This is a genomic window from Novosphingobium sp. Leaf2 (assembly GCF_001421325.1).
Classification (GTDB): domain Bacteria; phylum Pseudomonadota; class Alphaproteobacteria; order Sphingomonadales; family Sphingomonadaceae; genus Novosphingobium.
In genome coordinates this window covers 13,330-29,622 of record NZ_LMJY01000003.1, presented here as the reverse complement: position 1 = coordinate 29,622, position 16,293 = coordinate 13,330, and the positions used below count along the sequence as shown (strand labels likewise).

General features: G+C 65.4%; 17 protein-coding genes. 9 read left to right on the top strand and 8 right to left on the bottom strand.

Features of this window, described 5'->3' with window-relative positions:
* The first annotated feature begins 21 nt into the window (after window positions 1–21).
* Genes ASE49_RS18625 through ASE49_RS03780 form a run of 3 tightly spaced genes read left to right on the top strand, consistent with a single transcriptional unit; the run spans window position 22 to window position 5,433 of the window.
* Window positions 22–786, top strand: a complete 765-nt coding sequence (locus ASE49_RS18625; protein ID WP_235522826.1) for an ImuA family protein — start codon at window positions 22–24, stop codon at window positions 784–786.
* Window positions 779–2,218 (top strand): Y-family DNA polymerase, encoded by a 1,440-nt coding sequence (locus ASE49_RS03785; RefSeq protein WP_235522833.1) that lies wholly within the window; start codon window positions 779–781, stop codon window positions 2,216–2,218. Before ASE49_RS18625 ends, ASE49_RS03785 begins: the two co-directional genes overlap by 8 nt.
* Window positions 2,215–5,433 carry an error-prone DNA polymerase gene (locus tag ASE49_RS03780; RefSeq protein WP_056768797.1) on the top strand — a complete coding sequence of 1,073 codons (3,219 nt, stop codon included), beginning with the start codon at window positions 2,215–2,217 and terminating at the stop codon, window positions 5,431–5,433. The genes ASE49_RS03785 and ASE49_RS03780 overlap by 4 nt, the downstream gene beginning before the upstream one ends.
* Here ASE49_RS03780 and ASE49_RS03775 read toward each other — a convergent pair.
* Window positions 5,430–5,993, bottom strand: coding sequence for a hypothetical protein (locus ASE49_RS03775; protein WP_056768796.1), 564 nt, complete (start codon window positions 5,991–5,993; stop codon window positions 5,430–5,432). The genes ASE49_RS03780 and ASE49_RS03775 overlap by 4 nt on opposite strands.
* A 197-nt stretch (window positions 5,994–6,190) precedes the next feature.
* The gene (locus ASE49_RS03770) at window positions 6,191–6,463 is read right to left on the bottom strand and encodes a hypothetical protein (protein WP_056768868.1); all 273 of its coding nucleotides are present in this window, start codon (window positions 6,461–6,463) and stop codon (window positions 6,191–6,193) included.
* A 303-nt stretch (window positions 6,464–6,766) separates the two neighbouring features.
* Between ASE49_RS03770 and ASE49_RS03765 the strand changes: the two genes are divergently transcribed.
* Window positions 6,767–7,198 (top strand): COG3650 family protein, encoded by a 432-nt coding sequence (locus ASE49_RS03765; protein ID WP_056768795.1) that lies wholly within the window; start codon window positions 6,767–6,769, stop codon window positions 7,196–7,198.
* Between the two features lie 4 nt (window positions 7,199–7,202).
* Here ASE49_RS03765 and ASE49_RS03760 read toward each other — a convergent pair whose 3' ends face one another.
* Both ASE49_RS03760 and ASE49_RS03755 read right to left on the bottom strand, forming a co-directional pair.
* Complete coding sequence (locus ASE49_RS03760; RefSeq protein WP_056768794.1) at window positions 7,203–7,631, bottom strand: OsmC family protein; 429 nt, start codon at window positions 7,629–7,631, stop codon at window positions 7,203–7,205.
* Between the two features lie 77 nt (window positions 7,632–7,708).
* Window positions 7,709–8,785, bottom strand: a complete 1,077-nt coding sequence (locus ASE49_RS03755) for an aldo/keto reductase (protein WP_056768793.1) — start codon at window positions 8,783–8,785, stop codon at window positions 7,709–7,711.
* A gap of 130 nt (window positions 8,786–8,915) precedes the next feature.
* Here ASE49_RS03755 and ASE49_RS03750 point away from each other — a divergent pair, with 130 nt between their 5' ends.
* Complete coding sequence (locus tag ASE49_RS03750) at window positions 8,916–9,488, top strand: TetR/AcrR family transcriptional regulator (RefSeq protein WP_235522825.1); 573 nt, start codon at window positions 8,916–8,918, stop codon at window positions 9,486–9,488.
* Between the two features lie 42 nt (window positions 9,489–9,530).
* On the opposite strand, the gene ASE49_RS18075 is transcribed toward ASE49_RS03750, so the two are convergent.
* The 3 genes from ASE49_RS18075 to ASE49_RS03740 all read right to left on the bottom strand — a co-directional run bounded on the left by ASE49_RS18075 (window position 9,531) and on the right by ASE49_RS03740 (window position 12,256).
* Window positions 9,531–10,001 carry a hypothetical protein gene (locus tag ASE49_RS18075; protein WP_156370089.1) on the bottom strand — a complete coding sequence of 157 codons (471 nt, stop codon included), beginning with the start codon at window positions 9,999–10,001 and terminating at the stop codon, window positions 9,531–9,533.
* Window positions 10,002–10,153: 152 nt separating this feature from the next.
* The gene (locus ASE49_RS03745; protein ID WP_056768791.1) at window positions 10,154–11,641 is read right to left on the bottom strand and encodes an ATP-binding protein; all 1,488 of its coding nucleotides are present in this window, start codon (window positions 11,639–11,641) and stop codon (window positions 10,154–10,156) included.
* Between the two features lie 51 nt (window positions 11,642–11,692).
* Complete coding sequence (locus ASE49_RS03740; protein ID WP_235522824.1) at window positions 11,693–12,256, bottom strand: thiamine phosphate synthase; 564 nt, start codon at window positions 12,254–12,256, stop codon at window positions 11,693–11,695.
* A gap of 22 nt (window positions 12,257–12,278) precedes the next feature.
* Here ASE49_RS03740 and ASE49_RS03735 point away from each other — a divergent pair, with 22 nt between their 5' ends.
* Both ASE49_RS03735 and ASE49_RS03730 read left to right on the top strand, forming a co-directional pair.
* The gene (locus ASE49_RS03735) at window positions 12,279–12,941 is read left to right on the top strand and encodes a YggS family pyridoxal phosphate-dependent enzyme (protein WP_056768789.1); all 663 of its coding nucleotides are present in this window, start codon (window positions 12,279–12,281) and stop codon (window positions 12,939–12,941) included.
* A 1-nt stretch (window position 12,942) separates the two neighbouring features.
* A complete protein-coding gene (locus ASE49_RS03730; protein WP_056768788.1) occupies window positions 12,943–13,344 on the top strand; it encodes a diacylglycerol kinase family protein in 402 nt (133 codons plus the stop codon).
* A 74-nt stretch (window positions 13,345–13,418) separates the two neighbouring features.
* On the opposite strand, the gene ASE49_RS03725 is transcribed toward ASE49_RS03730, so the two are convergent.
* The gene (locus ASE49_RS03725; protein WP_056768787.1) at window positions 13,419–13,952 is read right to left on the bottom strand and encodes a glyoxalase superfamily protein; all 534 of its coding nucleotides are present in this window, start codon (window positions 13,950–13,952) and stop codon (window positions 13,419–13,421) included.
* A gap of 337 nt (window positions 13,953–14,289) precedes the next feature.
* Here ASE49_RS03725 and ASE49_RS03720 point away from each other — a divergent pair, with 337 nt between their 5' ends.
* Window positions 14,290–14,844: a YcxB family protein gene (locus ASE49_RS03720; protein WP_056768786.1), complete on the top strand. Its 555-nt coding sequence runs from the start codon at window positions 14,290–14,292 to the stop codon at window positions 14,842–14,844.
* 220 nt (window positions 14,845–15,064) lie between these two features.
* Window positions 15,065–16,273, top strand: a complete 1,209-nt coding sequence (gene chrA, locus ASE49_RS03715) for a chromate efflux transporter (protein ID WP_056768785.1) — start codon at window positions 15,065–15,067, stop codon at window positions 16,271–16,273.
* Window positions 16,274–16,293: the final 20 nt, after the last annotated feature.

Below are 16,293 nucleotides of genomic sequence, written 5' to 3'. Positions count from 1 at the left end.
CCGATTCGAGGCCATGTTCCCATGTTCCATTTCAACGCTCCGGTGCCGACGCCGGGCAGCGCCCAAGATCCGCCGCTGGCCTCGCTCCCCCGGCTTGCCAGAGGGCAGCTGCACGAAGTGCACGCCAGTGCCGATGACTGGGCGTCGGCGCTTTTCTTCGCGCTGGTTGCGGTTGAGGCGCAGGCGCCGCGCCCATTGCTGCTGCTGCGGGTGCGCAAGGACAAGGCACGTGCCGGGTCTGTCGTGATGCCGCCTTGCGGGGAAGGGTGGCTGAACCTGGGGCTGGATCCTGCACGGCTGGTGATCGTGGATGCCAAAGACGATGCCGGAATGCTGCGCGCCGGGCTCGATGCCGCTCGCGAAGGGGGGCTGGGGGCGGTGCTGATGGAAAGCTGGGGCAACTTGCGCGAATACGATCTGGTGTCCAGCCGCCGCCTGATCCTGGCCGCTGAACGCTCTGGCATTCCGGTGGTGCTGCTGCGCGGCGATGCCGATCCCTGCGCCAGCGCCGCGCACACCCGCTGGACGGTCGCCAGCGCGCCGTCCGTCCCGCTTGATGGTCATGCGCCGGGGCATCCCGCGCTGCGCGTGGAACTGACGCGCCGGCGGGGTGGACCTGCCGGCCAATGCTGGAGACTGGAATGGAGTGAGGAGCATGGCGTTTTCCGCCCCGCCCCCCTTGAAGAACTCGTCGTTAGCGAAGCCGAAAGGCCCGCGCCGCCATCTGGCGCTGTGGCTGTGCTTCCTGCCGTGCGAGAGCGCGCGCCGCTGCGGCGTACTGCCTGAAGGCCCGGCCCCGCAGGCGCTGGTCGCGCGGGACGGGCAGGCCTTGCGGCTGGCGGCGGTCAACGGGCAGGCGGCGGCGCTGGGCTTGTGCGCGGGCATGACGCTTGCCGATGCTCGGGCGCGATGTCCCGATCTTGCCACCGCGCGCCATGATCCGCTGCGCGTCACGCGGGAACTGGAACGGCTGGCTGGCGCGATGATCGCGTTCACCCCGCTCGTCGCGCTCGATCCGCCTGACGGGCTGGTGCTGGACATTACCGGCTGCGCGCACCTGTTCGGCGGGGAGCGGGCGCTGGTGGATGCCGTTCGCACGCTGGCGGGCTATACTGTGCGCACCGCGCTGGCCGACAATGCCGCCGCCGCCCGTGCGCTCGCCCGCTTCGGGGCCGATGTTCGCGATGTGCGCGCTCTGCCGGTCGCCGCGCTCGAACTGGACGCGGACGGGCAGGCCGGTCTGCGCCGCGCCGGGCTTGCCACGCTGGGGGATCTGGCCGCGCGACCGATGGCGGGGCTGGCAGCGCGCTTTGGAGAGGTGGCGGTTTCACGCTTGCGCGCCATTCTGGGCGAAGCAGGCAGCCCGATCACCCCGCTGCGCCCGGCAGAGCCGATCCGGCTGGAAACCCGCTTTCCCGAACCGCTGGCCCGCACGGACGATGCGCTGGACGTGATCGAGGAGCTGCTGGCGCAGGCATCGCAGCGCATGGAGGAGCGCCAGCTTGGCGGGCGGCGGTTCCTGGTGGTGCTTTACCGCAGTGATAACGTGCGGCGGCGGCTGGCGGTGGATACCGGCCAGCCCGTGCGCGAACCCGCAGCGGTAATGCGCCTGCTGCGAGAGCGGATCGATACCTTGTCCGACCCGCTAGATCCCGGTTTCGGGTTCGATGCGATTGCGCTGGCGGTGCTGCGCGTGGAGCATTTGCCCTCCCGCCAGATCATGCTGGAAGGCCACCGGGAAGGGCAGGCCGATACCCTGGCCGCGCTGGTTGATCGGCTGGGCGTGCGGCTGGGGCAGGAGCGGGTGCAGCGCCTTGCCTTCTGCGACCGGCACTTGCCCGAACGCGCGCAGGCGCTGGTGCCGGCCGCAACGGAGCGGGTTCCGCCCTGGCCCGCGCCGGACGATCGCCCGCCGCGCCCGCTGCTGCTGCTCGATCCGCCGCAGCCGGTGGACGTGATCGCCGGCGTGCCGGACAGTCCGCCGCAGCGTTTCCGCTGGCGGGGCCGCCTGCATGAGGTGCGGCTGGCGGAGGGGCCGGAGCGTATTGGCGCCGAATGGTGGCGCCGGCGCGGCGGGCATGTACCGGGCCACGCCGGCGAGACGCGCGACTACTATCGCATCGAGGATGCACTGGGGCGGCGCTACTGGATTTTCCGACACGGCCTGTTCACGGAAAAGCCGGACCCGCGCTGGTATCTGCACGGTCTGTTCGCATGAGCGCGCCGCCGTTCGCCGAACTGGTTGCCGCCACCAACTTCAGCTTCCTGCGCGGCGCATCTCCGGGGCCGGACATGGTGGCGTATGCGCATGCGCTGGGCATGACCGGCCTTGGCATCGCCGATCGCAACACGGTGGCCGGCGTGGTGCGCGCCCATGCCGCCTGGAAGCAGATCGGCGACGGCAAAAGCGGCCTGCGCCTGATCGTGGGCGCGCGGCTGGTATTTGCCGACGGCACGCCTGACATCGTTGCGTATCCAATGACCCGCGCGGGCTGGGGGCGGCTGACGCGGCTGCTGACGCTTGGCAATCTGCGCGCGGCGAAGGGTGGGTGCACGCTGTATCTGGCGGACCTGATCGATCACGCGCAGGACCTGGCGCTGATCGCGATGGACGGCGATGTGCAACTGCTGGAAACCTTGCGCGGTGCCGCTCCGCGCTTGTGGCTTGCCGCCACGATGCCGCGCGCGGGGCGCGACGCGCGCCGTCTGAATGCCCGCATGGCGTTGAGCGAAAGCGCGGGGGTGCCGCTGATCGCCACCAACGACGTGCTGTATGCCGTGCCCGAGGACCGGCCGATGCTGGATGTGCTGACCTGCATTCGCGAAGGTCTGACGGTGCAGTCCGCCGGTCGGCGGCTGGCCGCCAATGCCGAACGCCACCTCAAGGCCCCTGCGGAAATGGCGCGCCTGTTCCGGGCCTGCCCGCAGGCGCTGGCGGCAACGCAGGACCTGCTGGCGTGCATCGCCTTCACGCTGGACGATTTGCGCTATGAATATCCGCACGAGCCGGTGCCGGAAGGATGGGCCCCGCAGGCCTGGCTGGAGCACCTGGTGCACGAAGGCGCACGCACGTATTTTCCGCAAGGGTTGCCGGAGCAGTATCGCGCCGTCCTGGCCGAAGAATTCGCGCTGATCGGCAAGAAGAACTATGCGTACTATTTCCTGACCGTGCATGACATCGTGCGCCATGCCCGCACGCTGGACCCGCCGATCCTGTGCCAAGGCCGGGGCAGCGCGGCCAATTCGCTGGTGTGCTATTTCCTGGGCATCACGCCGATCGACCCGGTGGAACAGAAGCTGTTGTTCACCCGCTTCCTGTCCACCGAGCGTGACGAGCCGCCCGACATCGACGTCGATTTCGAGCATGAGCGGCGCGAGGAGGTGATGCAGTATATCTACCGGCGCTATGGCCGGGACCGGGCCGGGATCGCGGCCACCGTCATCCGGTATCGCCAGCGCAGCGCCATTCGCGAAGTGGGCAAGGCGCTGGGCATGAGCGAGGATGTGACCGCGCGATTGTCCGGCACCGTATGGGGCAGCTGGGGCGGCGATGAACTGCCCGAAAGCCGGGTGGCCGAAGCCGGTTTCGACCCCGCCAACCCCCAGCTCGAACGGCTGCGCGACATGGTGACGCGGCTGCTGGAATACCCCCGGCACTTGTCCCAGCACGTCGGCGGGTTCGTGCTGAGCGAAGGCCGGCTGGACGAGATGGTGCCGATCCACAACGGTGCGATGCAGGATCGCACCTTCATCGAATGGGACAAGGACGATCTGGACGCGCTGGGGCTGATGAAGGTGGATATCCTGGCGCTGGGCATGTTGACCGCGATCCGCAAGAGCTTCGATCTGCTGCGCGATCACAGCCTTGCCGACCTGGCGCTGGCCAGCGTGCCGCGTGAGGATGACGAGACGTACGCCATGCTGCGCAAGGGCGACAGTATCGGCACGTTCCAGGTGGAAAGCCGCGCCCAGATCGCGATGCTGCCGCGCATGAAGCCCAAGGAACTCTACGACTTGGTCATCCAGGTGGCGATCGTGCGGCCCGGCCCGATCCAGGGCGGCATGGTCCACCCTTACCTGCGCCGCCGCAACGGGGAGGAAAAGGTGGTTTATCCCGGGCCGCCCGGCGAAATGTACGACCTGCTCCATAAGACCCTGGGCGTGCCGCTGTTCCAGGAACAGGCTATGCGGCTGGCCATCGTGGCTGCGAAGTTCGCGCCGGACGAGGCCGATCGCCTGCGCCGCTCGATGGCGACGTTCCGGCGCAACGGCACCATTCATCAGCATCGGGACAAGTTCGTGAGCGGCATGGTCGCGCGTGGCTATCCGGAAGAATTTGCCGTGGGATGCTTCGACCAGATCGAGGGTTTCGGGGAATACGGCTTTCCCGAAAGCCACGCGCAGGCCTTCGCGTGGCTGGCCTATGTGTCGTCCTGGCTGAAGTGCCATTACCCGGCCGCATTCACGTGCGCACTGCTCAACAGCCAGCCGATGGGCTTTTACGCGCCCGCGCAACTGGTGGCGGATGCGCGGGCGCACGGCGTGGAGGTGCGGCCCATCGATATTTCCCAAAGCAATTGGGACAATACGCTGGAGGGAGAGCATATACTGCGCCTTGGCCTGCGACAGATCGGCGGTTTCAAAAAGGACTGGGCCGAGGCGCTCGATCGCGCCCGCACTGTGGCCCCGATAACCGGGCTGGAGGATGCGGCCCGCCGTGCGGAACTGCCCGCGCGTGCCCTGCGCCTGCTTGCCGATGCGGACGCGCTTGGCTCGCTGGGGCTGGCGCGCCGCGATGCCGGGTGGGAGGCGCGGCGGGTGCCCTCGGTACAGTTGCCGCTGTTCGCCGCGCTGGATGCGCCGGAACTGGCCAGCGAACCTGCAGCCAAGCTGCCCGCGATGGCAGCTTCGGAAGAAGTGGTGGCCGATTACCAGACCCAGCGCCTGTCCTTGAAAGGCCACCCGATGCAGTTCCTGCGCGATCATTTCACCCAAGCGGGTGCACGGACATGCGCGCAGGTGGAAGCCGCGTGCGATGGCACTAAAGTGCGGGTGGCGGGCGTGGTGCTGATCCGGCAGCGGCCCGGCAAGGGCAACGCGATCTTCATCACGCTGGAGGACGAAACCGGCGTGGTCAACGCGCTGCTGTGGGCCCGCGATTTCGAAAAACAGCGCCGCGCGGTGATGGCGGCACGGCTGATGGTGGTGGACGGAACTGTCCAGCGCAGCAAGGAAGGCGTTGTCCACCTGATGGTCGATGTCGTAACCGATGCCAGCGAAGCGCTCTCGCGCCTGTCCGCGCCGCCCGCCTTGAAGCCCGAGCCGCTACGCAGCGACGTGGTACGCAACCCGGTCTACGATCCGGACCGGCCTACTTCGCGCGGCCATCCCCGCAATGTACGGATCCTGCCACGGTCGCGCGATTTCCATTAGGTGCCGCGCGGGCGACCGTCCTGCCGTCTGCCGTTTTCCGACATGGTCGCTCCTTCGGCGGCCCTCACATCCTGCGCTGCGCGTTCTGCATCGTCAGCCGCCGCCATCGCATCGTCCTGCCGACCGGACCAGGCATCCTGCTGCCCGTCGCGGCGCGCGTCGTCGTCGGCATAGGCATCGCCACGATCCTGCGGGCCGTATCCCTCATCCGGCGCAAGATCGCCATCACGCGGCATCGTATCCTCGCGGGCATATCCACCGTCGGCGGGGGCATAGTCGTAAGGGAGGGATTGGCCGGACGGACCCTGTCGCCAGTATGCGCCTTCGCCTTGCCAACCGGGCCCTTGCGGGCCCGCGGCGGTGTCGCTGGTCCAGCCGTTGTCTGCGGGGACCGCATTGTCGCTACCGAGGCCGTTGGTGACGGGCAGAGGCGCAGCAAGGTCGCGTTGCATCACGGCGTCATGATAAGGGCGCATGGCCCGCGAGTTAAGCCCTGCGAACAGGGCGCCCGCCACGCCGGCTCCAGCCAGCAGCACCACCAGAAATTTACCTGCGGCCATCGTCTTTTCATCCTGCCGGCAACAGCCTGCCCCTTGGAGGCACCGGGCTGTCAGATGGCTGAATAACGCACCGGAAACGAAAAAGGCACCGTCCCCATGAAAGGGAACGGTGCCTTGGCCGGCGCATCAGCAGCTATCCGGACGTTGGGAGAGGAGAGTGCCCGAACGACCGCGAGCGCGCGATCGGTATGATCGAGTTACTTGATAAGGTTGAGCTTGGCGGCTTCGGCAGTCGTGAACGAAACGCGCTGGCCGTTGTATGTGCCACGAACCTGGCCATCAGTTACGTACAGGCGGAAAGGCGCGCCCTGCGATGAGTTGCCGCTGATGACCGTGGTCTTGCCCTTCTGCTCCGCAGAGTAGGCATATGTGGTGCCCTCATGCGAGAACTGGCGTGCCTCATCGGCCTGCGCGAGCGCGGGGACAACTGCGAAAGTGACAGCGGCAGTCGCGAGAATGGTCTTGAACATGGCAACATCCTTGTTGAAGAGCCCGGTGAGATTGCCCCGGAACATGTGATCTTGTGCGCTGCAGCAAATGCTGGTTTCGGAGACTGATCGCAATTTCAAAGGGCGAACCACATGTTGCATTTCATGCAACCGCATCCTCAGTGCTTGGAAACACGGGCCTTTTGACGCCCGGAGTATGCAGAGAAAAGGCTTTGCACTGGCAATAATGGGAGGTTTTGAACGGTGTCAGCGTACGCAAGATGCAGAAATCGTCCTCTTGCGACCACACTTGTGACTCGTGTGGCCGAAAGCTACTGTCCAGCCATGAGCCCTCTCGTTTCCCGCATTGCCCCTATCGCCTTCTTCGCTATTGCAGCATGCCATTCCGCTGCCGAGCGTGTGCCGGGCGATGCGAAAGATCACCACCCTTGGAGCGGCATCGCGGCTACCGAGACAGTAAACTTTACCGGGACCGAGCCGTTCTGGAGCGGCCGCGTCGGTCCTGCCGGGCTGACCTACACGACCATCGACAATCAGGCTGGCGAGACGGTGCCGGTCACGCGCTTCGCCGGCAGGGGCGGGGTGTCTTTCAGCGGCAGCCTTGCCAAAGGCGCGATAACGCTGGCGGTTACGCCGGCGCCGTGCAGCGATGGCATGTCCAACACCCGCTATCCGTATGTCGTCACGCTGCAGGTCGGTGCCGAAACGCGCCGGGGGTGCGGGTGGACGGATCGCCACCCGCGCACGCAGGCCTGAACGTTTACGCCGACAGCGTTTTTTCGAGAGTGATTTCGCAGTTGAACAGCTTGGAGATGGGGCAGCCAGCCTTTGCCTCGTCAGCGATCCGGGAAAACTCTTCTGCGGAGATGCCGGGGATCGCACCGGTCAGGATGAGGGCCGACTTGCTGACCGTGAACCCGTCGCCGTCCTTGTCCAGCGTGACGGTACACTTGGTGTCCAGTGTCCCGTCGGCGTGACCGGCGGCGGCGAGCGCGAAGCTAGTGGCCATCGTGAAGCAGGCCGCATGGGCTGCGGCGATCAGTTCCTCGGGGTTGGTGCCGGGCTTGCCCTCGAAGCGGGTGTTGAAGCCGTAGGGCTGGTCGGACAATACGCCCGAACGCGTGGTGATGGCCCCTTTCCCATCCTTGCCAAGACCTTCGTAGCGGGCGGAAGCGGAATTGGTGGTCATGCGGGCGGCCTTTGCAGATGCTGTGAATACGCTGCCATCAACGCGCGCTTACCGGACGGGTTCCGCGCCCCTTGGCCCTACTGCGCCCAGCCGACCACCTCGTGACCTCCATAGACCATGCGGCGGATCATCGGTGACGTGAGCGCCGAACTGAACGTGGGCGTGGGGGCGCTGATCGCGTTCAGACGGTCGAGGTGCGATGGTTCCAGATGGATGTCGCAGGCGGCGATGTTGCTGGCGAGTTGCGCGACGCTGGTTGCCCCGATCAGCGTCGAGCCGACGCCGCTGCGCGTCAAGGTCCAAGCCAGCGCGACTTGCGCCATCGGGCGATCAAGCTGTGCGGCCACCTGCTTCAGCGTCTCCAGGATGGCCCAGTTGCGGTCGGTAAACTTGCTGTCGCCAAAGGGGTTCGCGCCGCTGAGCCGGCCCTTGCCTGCCACATCGCCAGGTTGATACTTGCCGGTCAGGAAGCCTCCGGCCAGCGGGCTCCAGGGCATGACGGCCATGCCGCCTTCACGCGCTGCGGGAACGTGCTCTGCCTCCACGTCGCGCGCGACCAGCGAGTATTCGACCTGGATCGCGATGGGCGCAGGCACCCCGCGCTCGGCTGCGATCGTCGCCGCCTTCATCGCCAGCCATGCCGGCATGTCGGACAAGCCGTAATAGCGTATCTTGCCGGCACGGACGAGATCGCCAAGGGTTTGCACGATCTCCTCTACCGGCGTGACACCGTCCCAGATATGCATCCAGTACAGATCGACATAGTCGGTGCGCAGCCGCTTGAGCGATGCGTCGAGCGCGCGGTAGATGTTCTTCGCGCCCGCTCCGCCTGCATTGGGATTGCCGGCGCGGGTCTGGCTTGCGACCAGCGGGCTGGCCGAACCGTTGAAGGCGAACTTGGTGGCAAGGACCACCTCGTCTCGAACGCCTCTGTCCGCCACGAACTGGCCGACCAAGGTTTCGCTTTCCCCACCGCTGTAGATGTCGGCTGTGTCTATAAAGTTGCCGCCGGCATCGAGGTAGGCATCGAAGACCGCCCGGGATTGCGTTTCGTCGGCGTTCCATGCGCCCGGTCCGAACGTCATCGTCCCTAGCGCCAGCGGGCTGACGATCAGGCCGGAACGGCCAAGCGCGCGGAAGGAGGTCAAGGCCATGCATCAACTTTCGTAGTGTTCGATATGAAAGCCATGCTAGGTCGGGCGCAGAACGTCAACGTATTTCCGAGTGATCGCTATGAAACAGACTGAGCCCCGCGGTCGGGGCCTGAAAAAGACGGGCCGCCCCTTGTCCTTCGATCGGGACACAGCGCTTGAGCGCGCGATGCTGACGTTCTGGCGGCACGGTTACGAGACCACCTCGATCACCGACCTTACGGCAGCGATGGGGATCACCACGCCCAGCCTGTACGGCGCGTTCGGAGACAAGAAGCGCCTCTTTCTGGAATCGGTGGCGCTGTATGCCGGTGATCTTGAAGCCACAGCGCAAGCCATCGCTGCTGCGCCCAGTGCCCTCGATGCAGCGCGCACGCTACTGATGGGGGCGGTCATCACCTATACGGGGGAGGCAACGCCGCCGGGGTGCCTGCTCGCCAGCGCCACGGCCAGCGGCTCGCCTGCATCCTCAGATGTTCGCCAGTCCGTCGCGGGCATCCGCTCCTTCGTCGCGTCCCATCTTGAGCAACGCATCGCGCGCGACATTGCGTCCGGCGTTCTGCCGCCGCACACAGACGCGTCGGCGCTGGCCGGGTTGGTAATGACAGTCATGCAAGGATTGTCTGTGATGGCGAGAGACGGAATGGCCCGCGCCTCCCTGCAAGCCATCGTCGCCACCGCCCTGCAAGCCTGGCCGAGGCGTTGAGGGGCTTGGCGGACATGTGGGCTTTGGGCTGTATTTGAATTGCTACCGGAGCGGGGTATTTTGGTGGAAAGCGGACGTTCCTATGCCGACAGAGTTTTGCAGCTTGCGGATCGTAGTCAGAAATTGTCCGGGCTTGCTTAACCGAAGACGCAAGGTCTTTCGGTCTTTACCGTATGTAATCAGCACATTATTTCGAAAAAGGCTCTTCGTTTGCTCAACCGACTGGATGGTGGTGATAGGAACGCAACGTTCCAAACCGTAGAATTCCGACAGAAACATCAGATTGAAAGGGAATTTCGGTACTACAGAAATGCCGTCTGACGTGACCGAAACTAACAAGCAATTTAACGCGAAAGGCCCGGACGCCCAACGTTCTGCAAACACCGCATCAGTCGGAATTCTCGGATAGATGGGCTTCCCTACTCGGATGCGATAGATGATCGACATACCAACGACCAGCGCGATCCAGCCGAAAGCTACAAATGGCGTCAGTACTTCCGATACTTGATCCATGTCTGATCCGTATTTACTACCTTAGCGTCTCCAATCCTGCTTAAACCATGGGCCAGCGAGTGTCAGCAAGGGGGCGGAACCCGAATGTCTGATTTTTACCAAAGACAGCGCAAAACTGATGGCTCAGCGCAACTTCAACCCGCCCTCCCCGCCTACGCTTCTACCGGCGCGGTGGTGACGCCGAGGTCTGGCAGGGCGACCGAGCGTTTGCCGGAAAAGTCGGTGCGCACCACGATCAGGCCGTCCTTTTCGAGGTAGTCCAGCAGGCGCTGCACCCGGCGGGGGCTGCTGGTGCCGTAGATGCGGGCCAGATCGGCATCGTCCGGGCAGGGCTTCCCCTCGATCGCGGCGCGGGCGATGACGTAGAAAGGGCCCAGCGCATCGTCCGGCACGTGCTTGGCCAGGTTGAGCAGGTCTTCCCAGCGCGCATCGTCCGGGTTCTCGATACCCGCTATGGCGGCGGCGAAACCGCGGCGGAACATTGTGGCGTCCAGCCCGCGCACCGAAATGCCCTTCATGCGGCAGCGGATGGTGAAGTCCTGGAACAGCGTGGTGGCGGACTGGAATGTGCAGTCATCCTCCTGCGCCATGGCGTTCATGATCGCGATCATCGCCTCGCGGCTTTCCTCCGCGCCCGGTTCCGCCCGCTCGCGTTCGCGCTCGCGTTCCCGCGCCTGGGCGCTGGTGGGTTCGAGCAGCTGGTTCGCGGCGATGCGGCGCGCCAGCGTTTCGGCATCTTCGGTGCGCGGGGCCGGGCGCGGAAATTCGGGACGGTCAGGCTCTACGTGCAGGTTCTCGTGCAGCAGTTCGCGCAGTTCTTCGGTGCTGGCGGTGGGCAGCGGGGCAAGGCCCGGCGTTACCGACTTCGCCCCGGTGCGCACGGCGCCGATCGTGACGGCGACAGGACGGCGCGCGATCGCGGGGCCAAGGCCCAGGAACTGCCCGCGCGCCAGATCGCGGATCGCCTCGGCCTGCCGCCGCTCCATCCCCAGCAGGTCGGCCGCGCGGATCATGTCGATATCCAGGAAGGTGCGGCCCATCAGGAAATTGCTGGCTTCGGCGGCCACGTTCTTGGCCAGCTTTGCCAACCGCTGGGTCGCGATAACGCCGGCCAGCCCGCGCTTGCGGCCCCGGCACATGAGGTTGGTCATCGCCGCCAGGCTGACCCGGCGCGCCTCCTCGCTCACTTCGCCAGCGGCGGCAGGCGCGAACAGCTGCGCCTCGTCCACCACCACCAGCGCGGGATACCACTGATCGCGCGGGGCATCGAACAAGGCGCCCAGGAACTGCGCCGCGCATTTCATCTGCTGGTCAATCTCTAGCTCGTCGAGCGCGAGAACCACCGACGCGCGGTGCTGGCGGATGCGTGCACCCAGCCGGGCGATCTCGGCCTCGCCATAGGCCGAACCGTCGATCACCACGTGGCCGAACTGTTCGGCCAGCGACACGAAATCGCCTTCCGGGTCGATCACCACCTGCTGGACGATGCCGGCGCTTTCTTCCAGGATCCGGCGTAGCAGATGCGACTTTCCGGACCCGGAATTGCCCTGCACCAGCAGGCGGGTCGCCAGAAGTTCCTTGATGTCGATTTCCACCGGTTCCCCGCGCGGGGCGGTGCCGATGACGATGTTCGCGCTCACCCGTGCGCTCTGCCAAAGGGGGACGGGGCGGCGCAAGCCGGGGCAGCGGCGTTATCCAGAAGATTGCGTGGACAGCCCGTCGATCGCGGCCCAGCGTGCGATGCGATGGGCCCGCGCCCGGTGCGCGGTCATACCACCCAGCGCGATGACGGGAACACGCGCGCGTGCTGCCAGCAACCGCCACCGCACCGGGCCGAGGAAGACGGCGCCAGGGTGGGATGCGGTTGTGAACACGGGTGAGAGCAGCACCGCGTCCGCGTCCACGCTGTGCGCGGCGGCGATTTCGCGCAGCGTGTGGACGGTGGCAAGGCGCAGCAGGCCAGGCGCGCGACGCATCCGGTCCGGCGCGCCGTAGATCCCGTCCGCCCCCCAGAGCCGCGCCGTGCGCGCATCAGCCGCCAGCACCACCACATGACCAAGCTTGCGCGCCTTATGTTTCAGCACATCGAAGCGGGCCCGGCGCGCGGCGGGGCTCAGGTGATAATGCCGGAAGATCAGGCCGGAGCCGCGTGGCAGCCCGGCGATCGCGCGTTCCAGCACCGCATCGTTGCGCGCATCGCTGACCAGCCACAGGGCGGGCGGGCGGGCGGCAACAGGCGGCTGGCGGTTCTTCACGCGCACGCTATAGCAGCGCACGATGGATCAGCCAGCAACTCCCCTTCACGATATCCGCGCGCGTATCGCGCAGGCCGCCCGTATCGCCGGGCGCACGCCGGACGCGGTGGACCTCATCGCCATTTCCAAGACGCACGATGCCGCCGCGATCGAACCGCTGTTGGCCGCCGGGCAGCGGGCCTTCGGGGAAAACCGGGTGCAGGAAGCGCAAGCCAAATGGCCCGCCTTGCGCAGCGCCTACCCGGACGTGGCGCTGCATCTGGTCGGTCAGTTGCAGTCCAACAAGGCGGACGATGCGGTGGCGCTGTTTGACTGCATCCATTCGCTCGATCGCCCGTCGCTGGTGACTGCGCTGGGCAAGGCGATGGCCAAGGCGGGCCGGCAGGTGCCGTGCTTCGTGCAGGTCGATATCGGGGACGAGCCGCAAAAAGGCGGCTGCCCGATTCCCGACGTGCCCGCGCTGCTGACCGCTGCGCGCGACGCGGGCATTCCGGTGATCGGCCTGATGTGCGTGCCCCCTGCGGGCATTGAGGCCGCGCCGTTCTTCGCCCTGCTCGCCAAGATTGCCGCGGACAACGGACTGGACCAGCTCAGCATGGGCATGAGCGAAGACTTCGAAACCGCCATAATGCTGGGCGCGACGCACGTGCGCGTGGGCAGCGCGCTGTTCGGCGCGCGGGGGTGACATGAAGCAACTACGCCACGCATCTGAACGGGCAATTCGCTTTTCCCTTCGCGCACGGCTTAAGAGCTTTATATTTGCGGGCCGGGGTTTGCGCTGTCTTGTGCAGAAAGAGCATAATGCCTGGGTGCATATCGTAGCATCCGTAGGTGCGATAGCTACCGGACTGATTCTACAGATTTCTGTATCGGACTGGCGCTGGGTTGTGCTGGCGATTGCCTTGGTTTGGCTGGCAGAGGCGTTCAACACGGCAATAGAGGACCTCTGTAATCGTATTTGCCCCGAATTTGATTCTGCAATCGGGCGCATCAAGGATCTTGCGGCGGGCGGTGTGCTGATGGCCTCAATCGCGGCGGCGGGGATCGGGATACTGACTTTTGCACCCTATCTGGCTCACCTGTTTTGAACAAACTTCTGTGCGTTTTGCATCGATAGTGGCGGTCGTTCGGCAACGGTGATTACCAAACGACCGCGTCGCTTTTAACCGCGCTTCTGGCAGAAGCGCACACGATTGCCGAAGGGATCGTGGACTTCCATCTGGTCGCCCCAAGGCTGTCGGATGATGCCGGGGCGGCCATAGCCGTAGTGCTTGGAGATCAGTTCCGCGTTGAATGCCCGGATACCCATCATCCAGACGAACGCCGTTGATCCGGGACTGGCATCGCCGTGATGCTCCGATAGATGGAGTTCCAGCCCGCCCCGTTCCACCGCCATGTACAGGGGAAGATCTGGTTCGTGGCGTTGCTCCATCGTCACCGCAAAGCCCAGAAAATCGCAGTAGAATTCCCGGGCCTTGGCAACATCGAAGATGCGCAGAATCGGTATCGCCTGCTGGAAGGCTACTCCATCCGCCGGGGTAGGCTGCAGCTTTGCTGCCGCCGTGTTCCAGTCCTGATGACCGAGTTGGGCGGCGACCAGTTCAAGGCTGGCGGAGTGCGCTATATCGATGGCACGTTCGGCAAGCGCGGAGCGCAGTCGTTTGGCCATTCCCTTGGCTTGATCGATAGTCGGCATGATAGGTCCTCGCGCCGGCAATGGGATATCGGTGCTCGCATTGCCGATCCATCGCCGGGCGGACTATCCGGTGAAGACCATATCGCGATGTCTTCACCATATCCTTGCGGACGCGAGCGGCTGGCGACATCTGCCCTTGCCAAGATGCGGAGGCGGGATGGGGCTGTCAACCTCCTCCTGTAACGATAATCCAGCGCTATACATGTTTGCGAAAGCCCGGAAAATCGACGGTGCGGGGTTTTCGCGGCACCAGCGGTCAACGCATCTCACGGTAGCCGGGTGACGTCTCCGAACCGTAGAGCTAGCATCGGCTGCGAAGCTGTGTCGAGGAATTGGAATGGAAGCGACAGGCGTTCTGTTGGCGGGAGAAAGCACCGCAGCCTTGGGGTATGTCAAAGGCCGCAGGGGCCTGTCACCGCGCCAGTCGATGGTAATCGTGTTGGTCTGCATGCTGACGATCGGCATCGGCGTTGGGGGATGGATAACGGGGGACTGGGTAGCGGCGGTGCTTTCAGCCGAGTTTGCGTTCGTCGGGCTTGGCGGTGGCCTGTTCGTAATTCACCGTCTGTCCGCTCCCGCAATGCGCAAGGCCCTTGCCAGGCGCGGTCAGGCTTACGAGCATCTGCTTACCCTGCGCATCACGCCCGAAGGGCTGGTCTACGATCTGGCCGACCTTGTCATGACCGCCAACTGGGCTTGCGTCACGGACCTGTTCGCAACCCGCAAGCACTGGGTTTTTCTGGTGCAAAGCAGCGCCATGATCCTCCCGCGCCGCTTCTTTGCGACCCCTGAAGCCGAACGCGATTTCATTGCCGAGGCCCTGTCACACATGACCGACGCAGCGCGTGCGCGCAGCCCGGATGCCGCAAAAGTGATCGGCGGTCAGCGCTGATAAATGGTTGCGGTTCGCTTCATGGAAGCGCCGAGCGCGATGGCCAGCGGCCAGGCTTTGCGCAGTAGTTTCATGCACCAGCTTGCAAAACGGGTATTGATCTTCCCTTCGATTGAAGAGAAACGGGGTCTTCGGGCAGGCGCGGAACGCCCGGTGAGACGGGCCCCCGTCCAAGCTTCCGCTCCATGACGCCGCTTGTGCGGCAAAAGGAGCGTGCACTATGAACGAGGACTCACCCGCTCCGGATAGCGCCCCCTCCGGCCCCGGATCGCTTACGCTGACAGCCCTGTTCCTGAAGTTCCTGGTTTTCGGGATGCTCGCCTTTGGTGGTCCGGTGGCGCAGATCGCGATGATCCGTGAGGCGCTTGTCGACAAGGAGGCGTGGATCGGCAAGGCGCGGTTCAATCGGCTGCTGGCGGTGCTGCAGGTCCTGCCCGGGCCGGAGGCGCATGAGTTGTGCGTGCATCTGGGCATGGTGGCACGCGGACGGATCGGCGGCCTGCTGGCGGGGCTTGGCTTCATGCTGCCGGGGCTGGTGCTCATGCTGCTGGCCGGCTGGTTCTATGTCAGCTTCGTTGTGGGCGATGCCCATCTGTCAGGCGCGCTGCTTGGCGTGCAGGTCGTGGTGCTGGGCATCATCGCGCGCGCGGTGGTGCGGATCGGCCAGCACATCATCGAAACCGCGCTGCTGGGCGCCATCGCCATCGCCAGTCTGGTCATGACCCTGGCGCAGGTGCCGTTCTGGATACCGCTGGCGCTTGGCGGCATCGCTTACGGCGTTTCGCGCCGCCCGGCAGTCGCTGCGGCGCTGCTGCTGATCGTCACCGCCGGGGCGATTGTGGCCATCCACGTTTGGGCCGAGCCATTGCACGCACTGCACGCGACGACAGGCACGCCGGCAACCCCGCTCGCCCTGTTCCTGGCCGGCCTCAAGGGCGGACTGCTGACTTTTGGGGGCGCCTATACCGCTATCCCTTACGTGCGGGCGGATACCGTGGGACGGGGCTGGATCAGCGATCCGACCTTCCTGGACGGCATCGCGCTGGCCGGCGTGCTGCCTGCCCCGCTCGTCATCTTTGCCACATTTACCGGCTTCGTGGCGGGGGGCCTTGGCGGTGCATTGGCGATAACGGCAGGCATGTTTCTGCCGGCCTTCGCGTTCTCGCTGGTCCTGTTCGAAAGGCTGGAGGCGATCGTCGAAAACCCGGCGCTGCGGCATGTGCTGGAGGGGATCGCGGCGGCGGTGGTGGGGATCATCGCCGCCACGTTCCTCCAGTTGGGCTACGCAACCGGGCTGCGCATACCGGCGCCCGCGTTTGGGGTCATGCTGGCGATCGCAGCCCTGATTGCGGCGTGGCGGATGAAGGGTGCCTGGGTAACACCCGCTATCATCGGGGCCGGGGCCATCGCGGGGTGGGCGCTCTTCTGACCCTCGACCATCGGGCCAGC

Coding starts and splice junctions, on each gene's coding strand:
- ASE49_RS18625 (WP_235522826.1), top strand. CDS start 22: ATGTTCCATTTCAACGCTCCGGTGCCGACGCCGGGCAGCGCCCAAGAT.
- ASE49_RS03780 (WP_056768797.1), top strand. CDS start 2,215: ATGAGCGCGCCGCCGTTCGCCGAACTGGTTGCCGCCACCAACTTCAGC.
- ASE49_RS03775 (WP_056768796.1), bottom strand. CDS start 5,993: ATGGCCGCAGGTAAATTTCTGGTGGTGCTGCTGGCTGGAGCCGGCGTG.
- ASE49_RS03770 (WP_056768868.1), bottom strand. CDS start 6,463: ATGTTCAAGACCATTCTCGCGACTGCCGCTGTCACTTTCGCAGTTGTC.
- ASE49_RS03765 (WP_056768795.1), top strand. CDS start 6,767: ATGAGCCCTCTCGTTTCCCGCATTGCCCCTATCGCCTTCTTCGCTATT.
- ASE49_RS03760 (WP_056768794.1), bottom strand. CDS start 7,631: ATGACCACCAATTCCGCTTCCGCCCGCTACGAAGGTCTTGGCAAGGAT.
- ASE49_RS03755 (WP_056768793.1), bottom strand. CDS start 8,785: ATGGCCTTGACCTCCTTCCGCGCGCTTGGCCGTTCCGGCCTGATCGTC.
- ASE49_RS18075 (WP_156370089.1), bottom strand. CDS start 10,001: ATGGATCAAGTATCGGAAGTACTGACGCCATTTGTAGCTTTCGGCTGG.
- ASE49_RS03735 (WP_056768789.1), top strand. CDS start 12,279: ATGGATCAGCCAGCAACTCCCCTTCACGATATCCGCGCGCGTATCGCG.
- ASE49_RS03730 (WP_056768788.1), top strand. CDS start 12,943: ATGAAGCAACTACGCCACGCATCTGAACGGGCAATTCGCTTTTCCCTT.
- ASE49_RS03725 (WP_056768787.1), bottom strand. CDS start 13,952: ATGCCGACTATCGATCAAGCCAAGGGAATGGCCAAACGACTGCGCTCC.
- ASE49_RS03720 (WP_056768786.1), top strand. CDS start 14,290: ATGGAAGCGACAGGCGTTCTGTTGGCGGGAGAAAGCACCGCAGCCTTG.
- chrA (WP_056768785.1), top strand. CDS start 15,065: ATGAACGAGGACTCACCCGCTCCGGATAGCGCCCCCTCCGGCCCCGGA.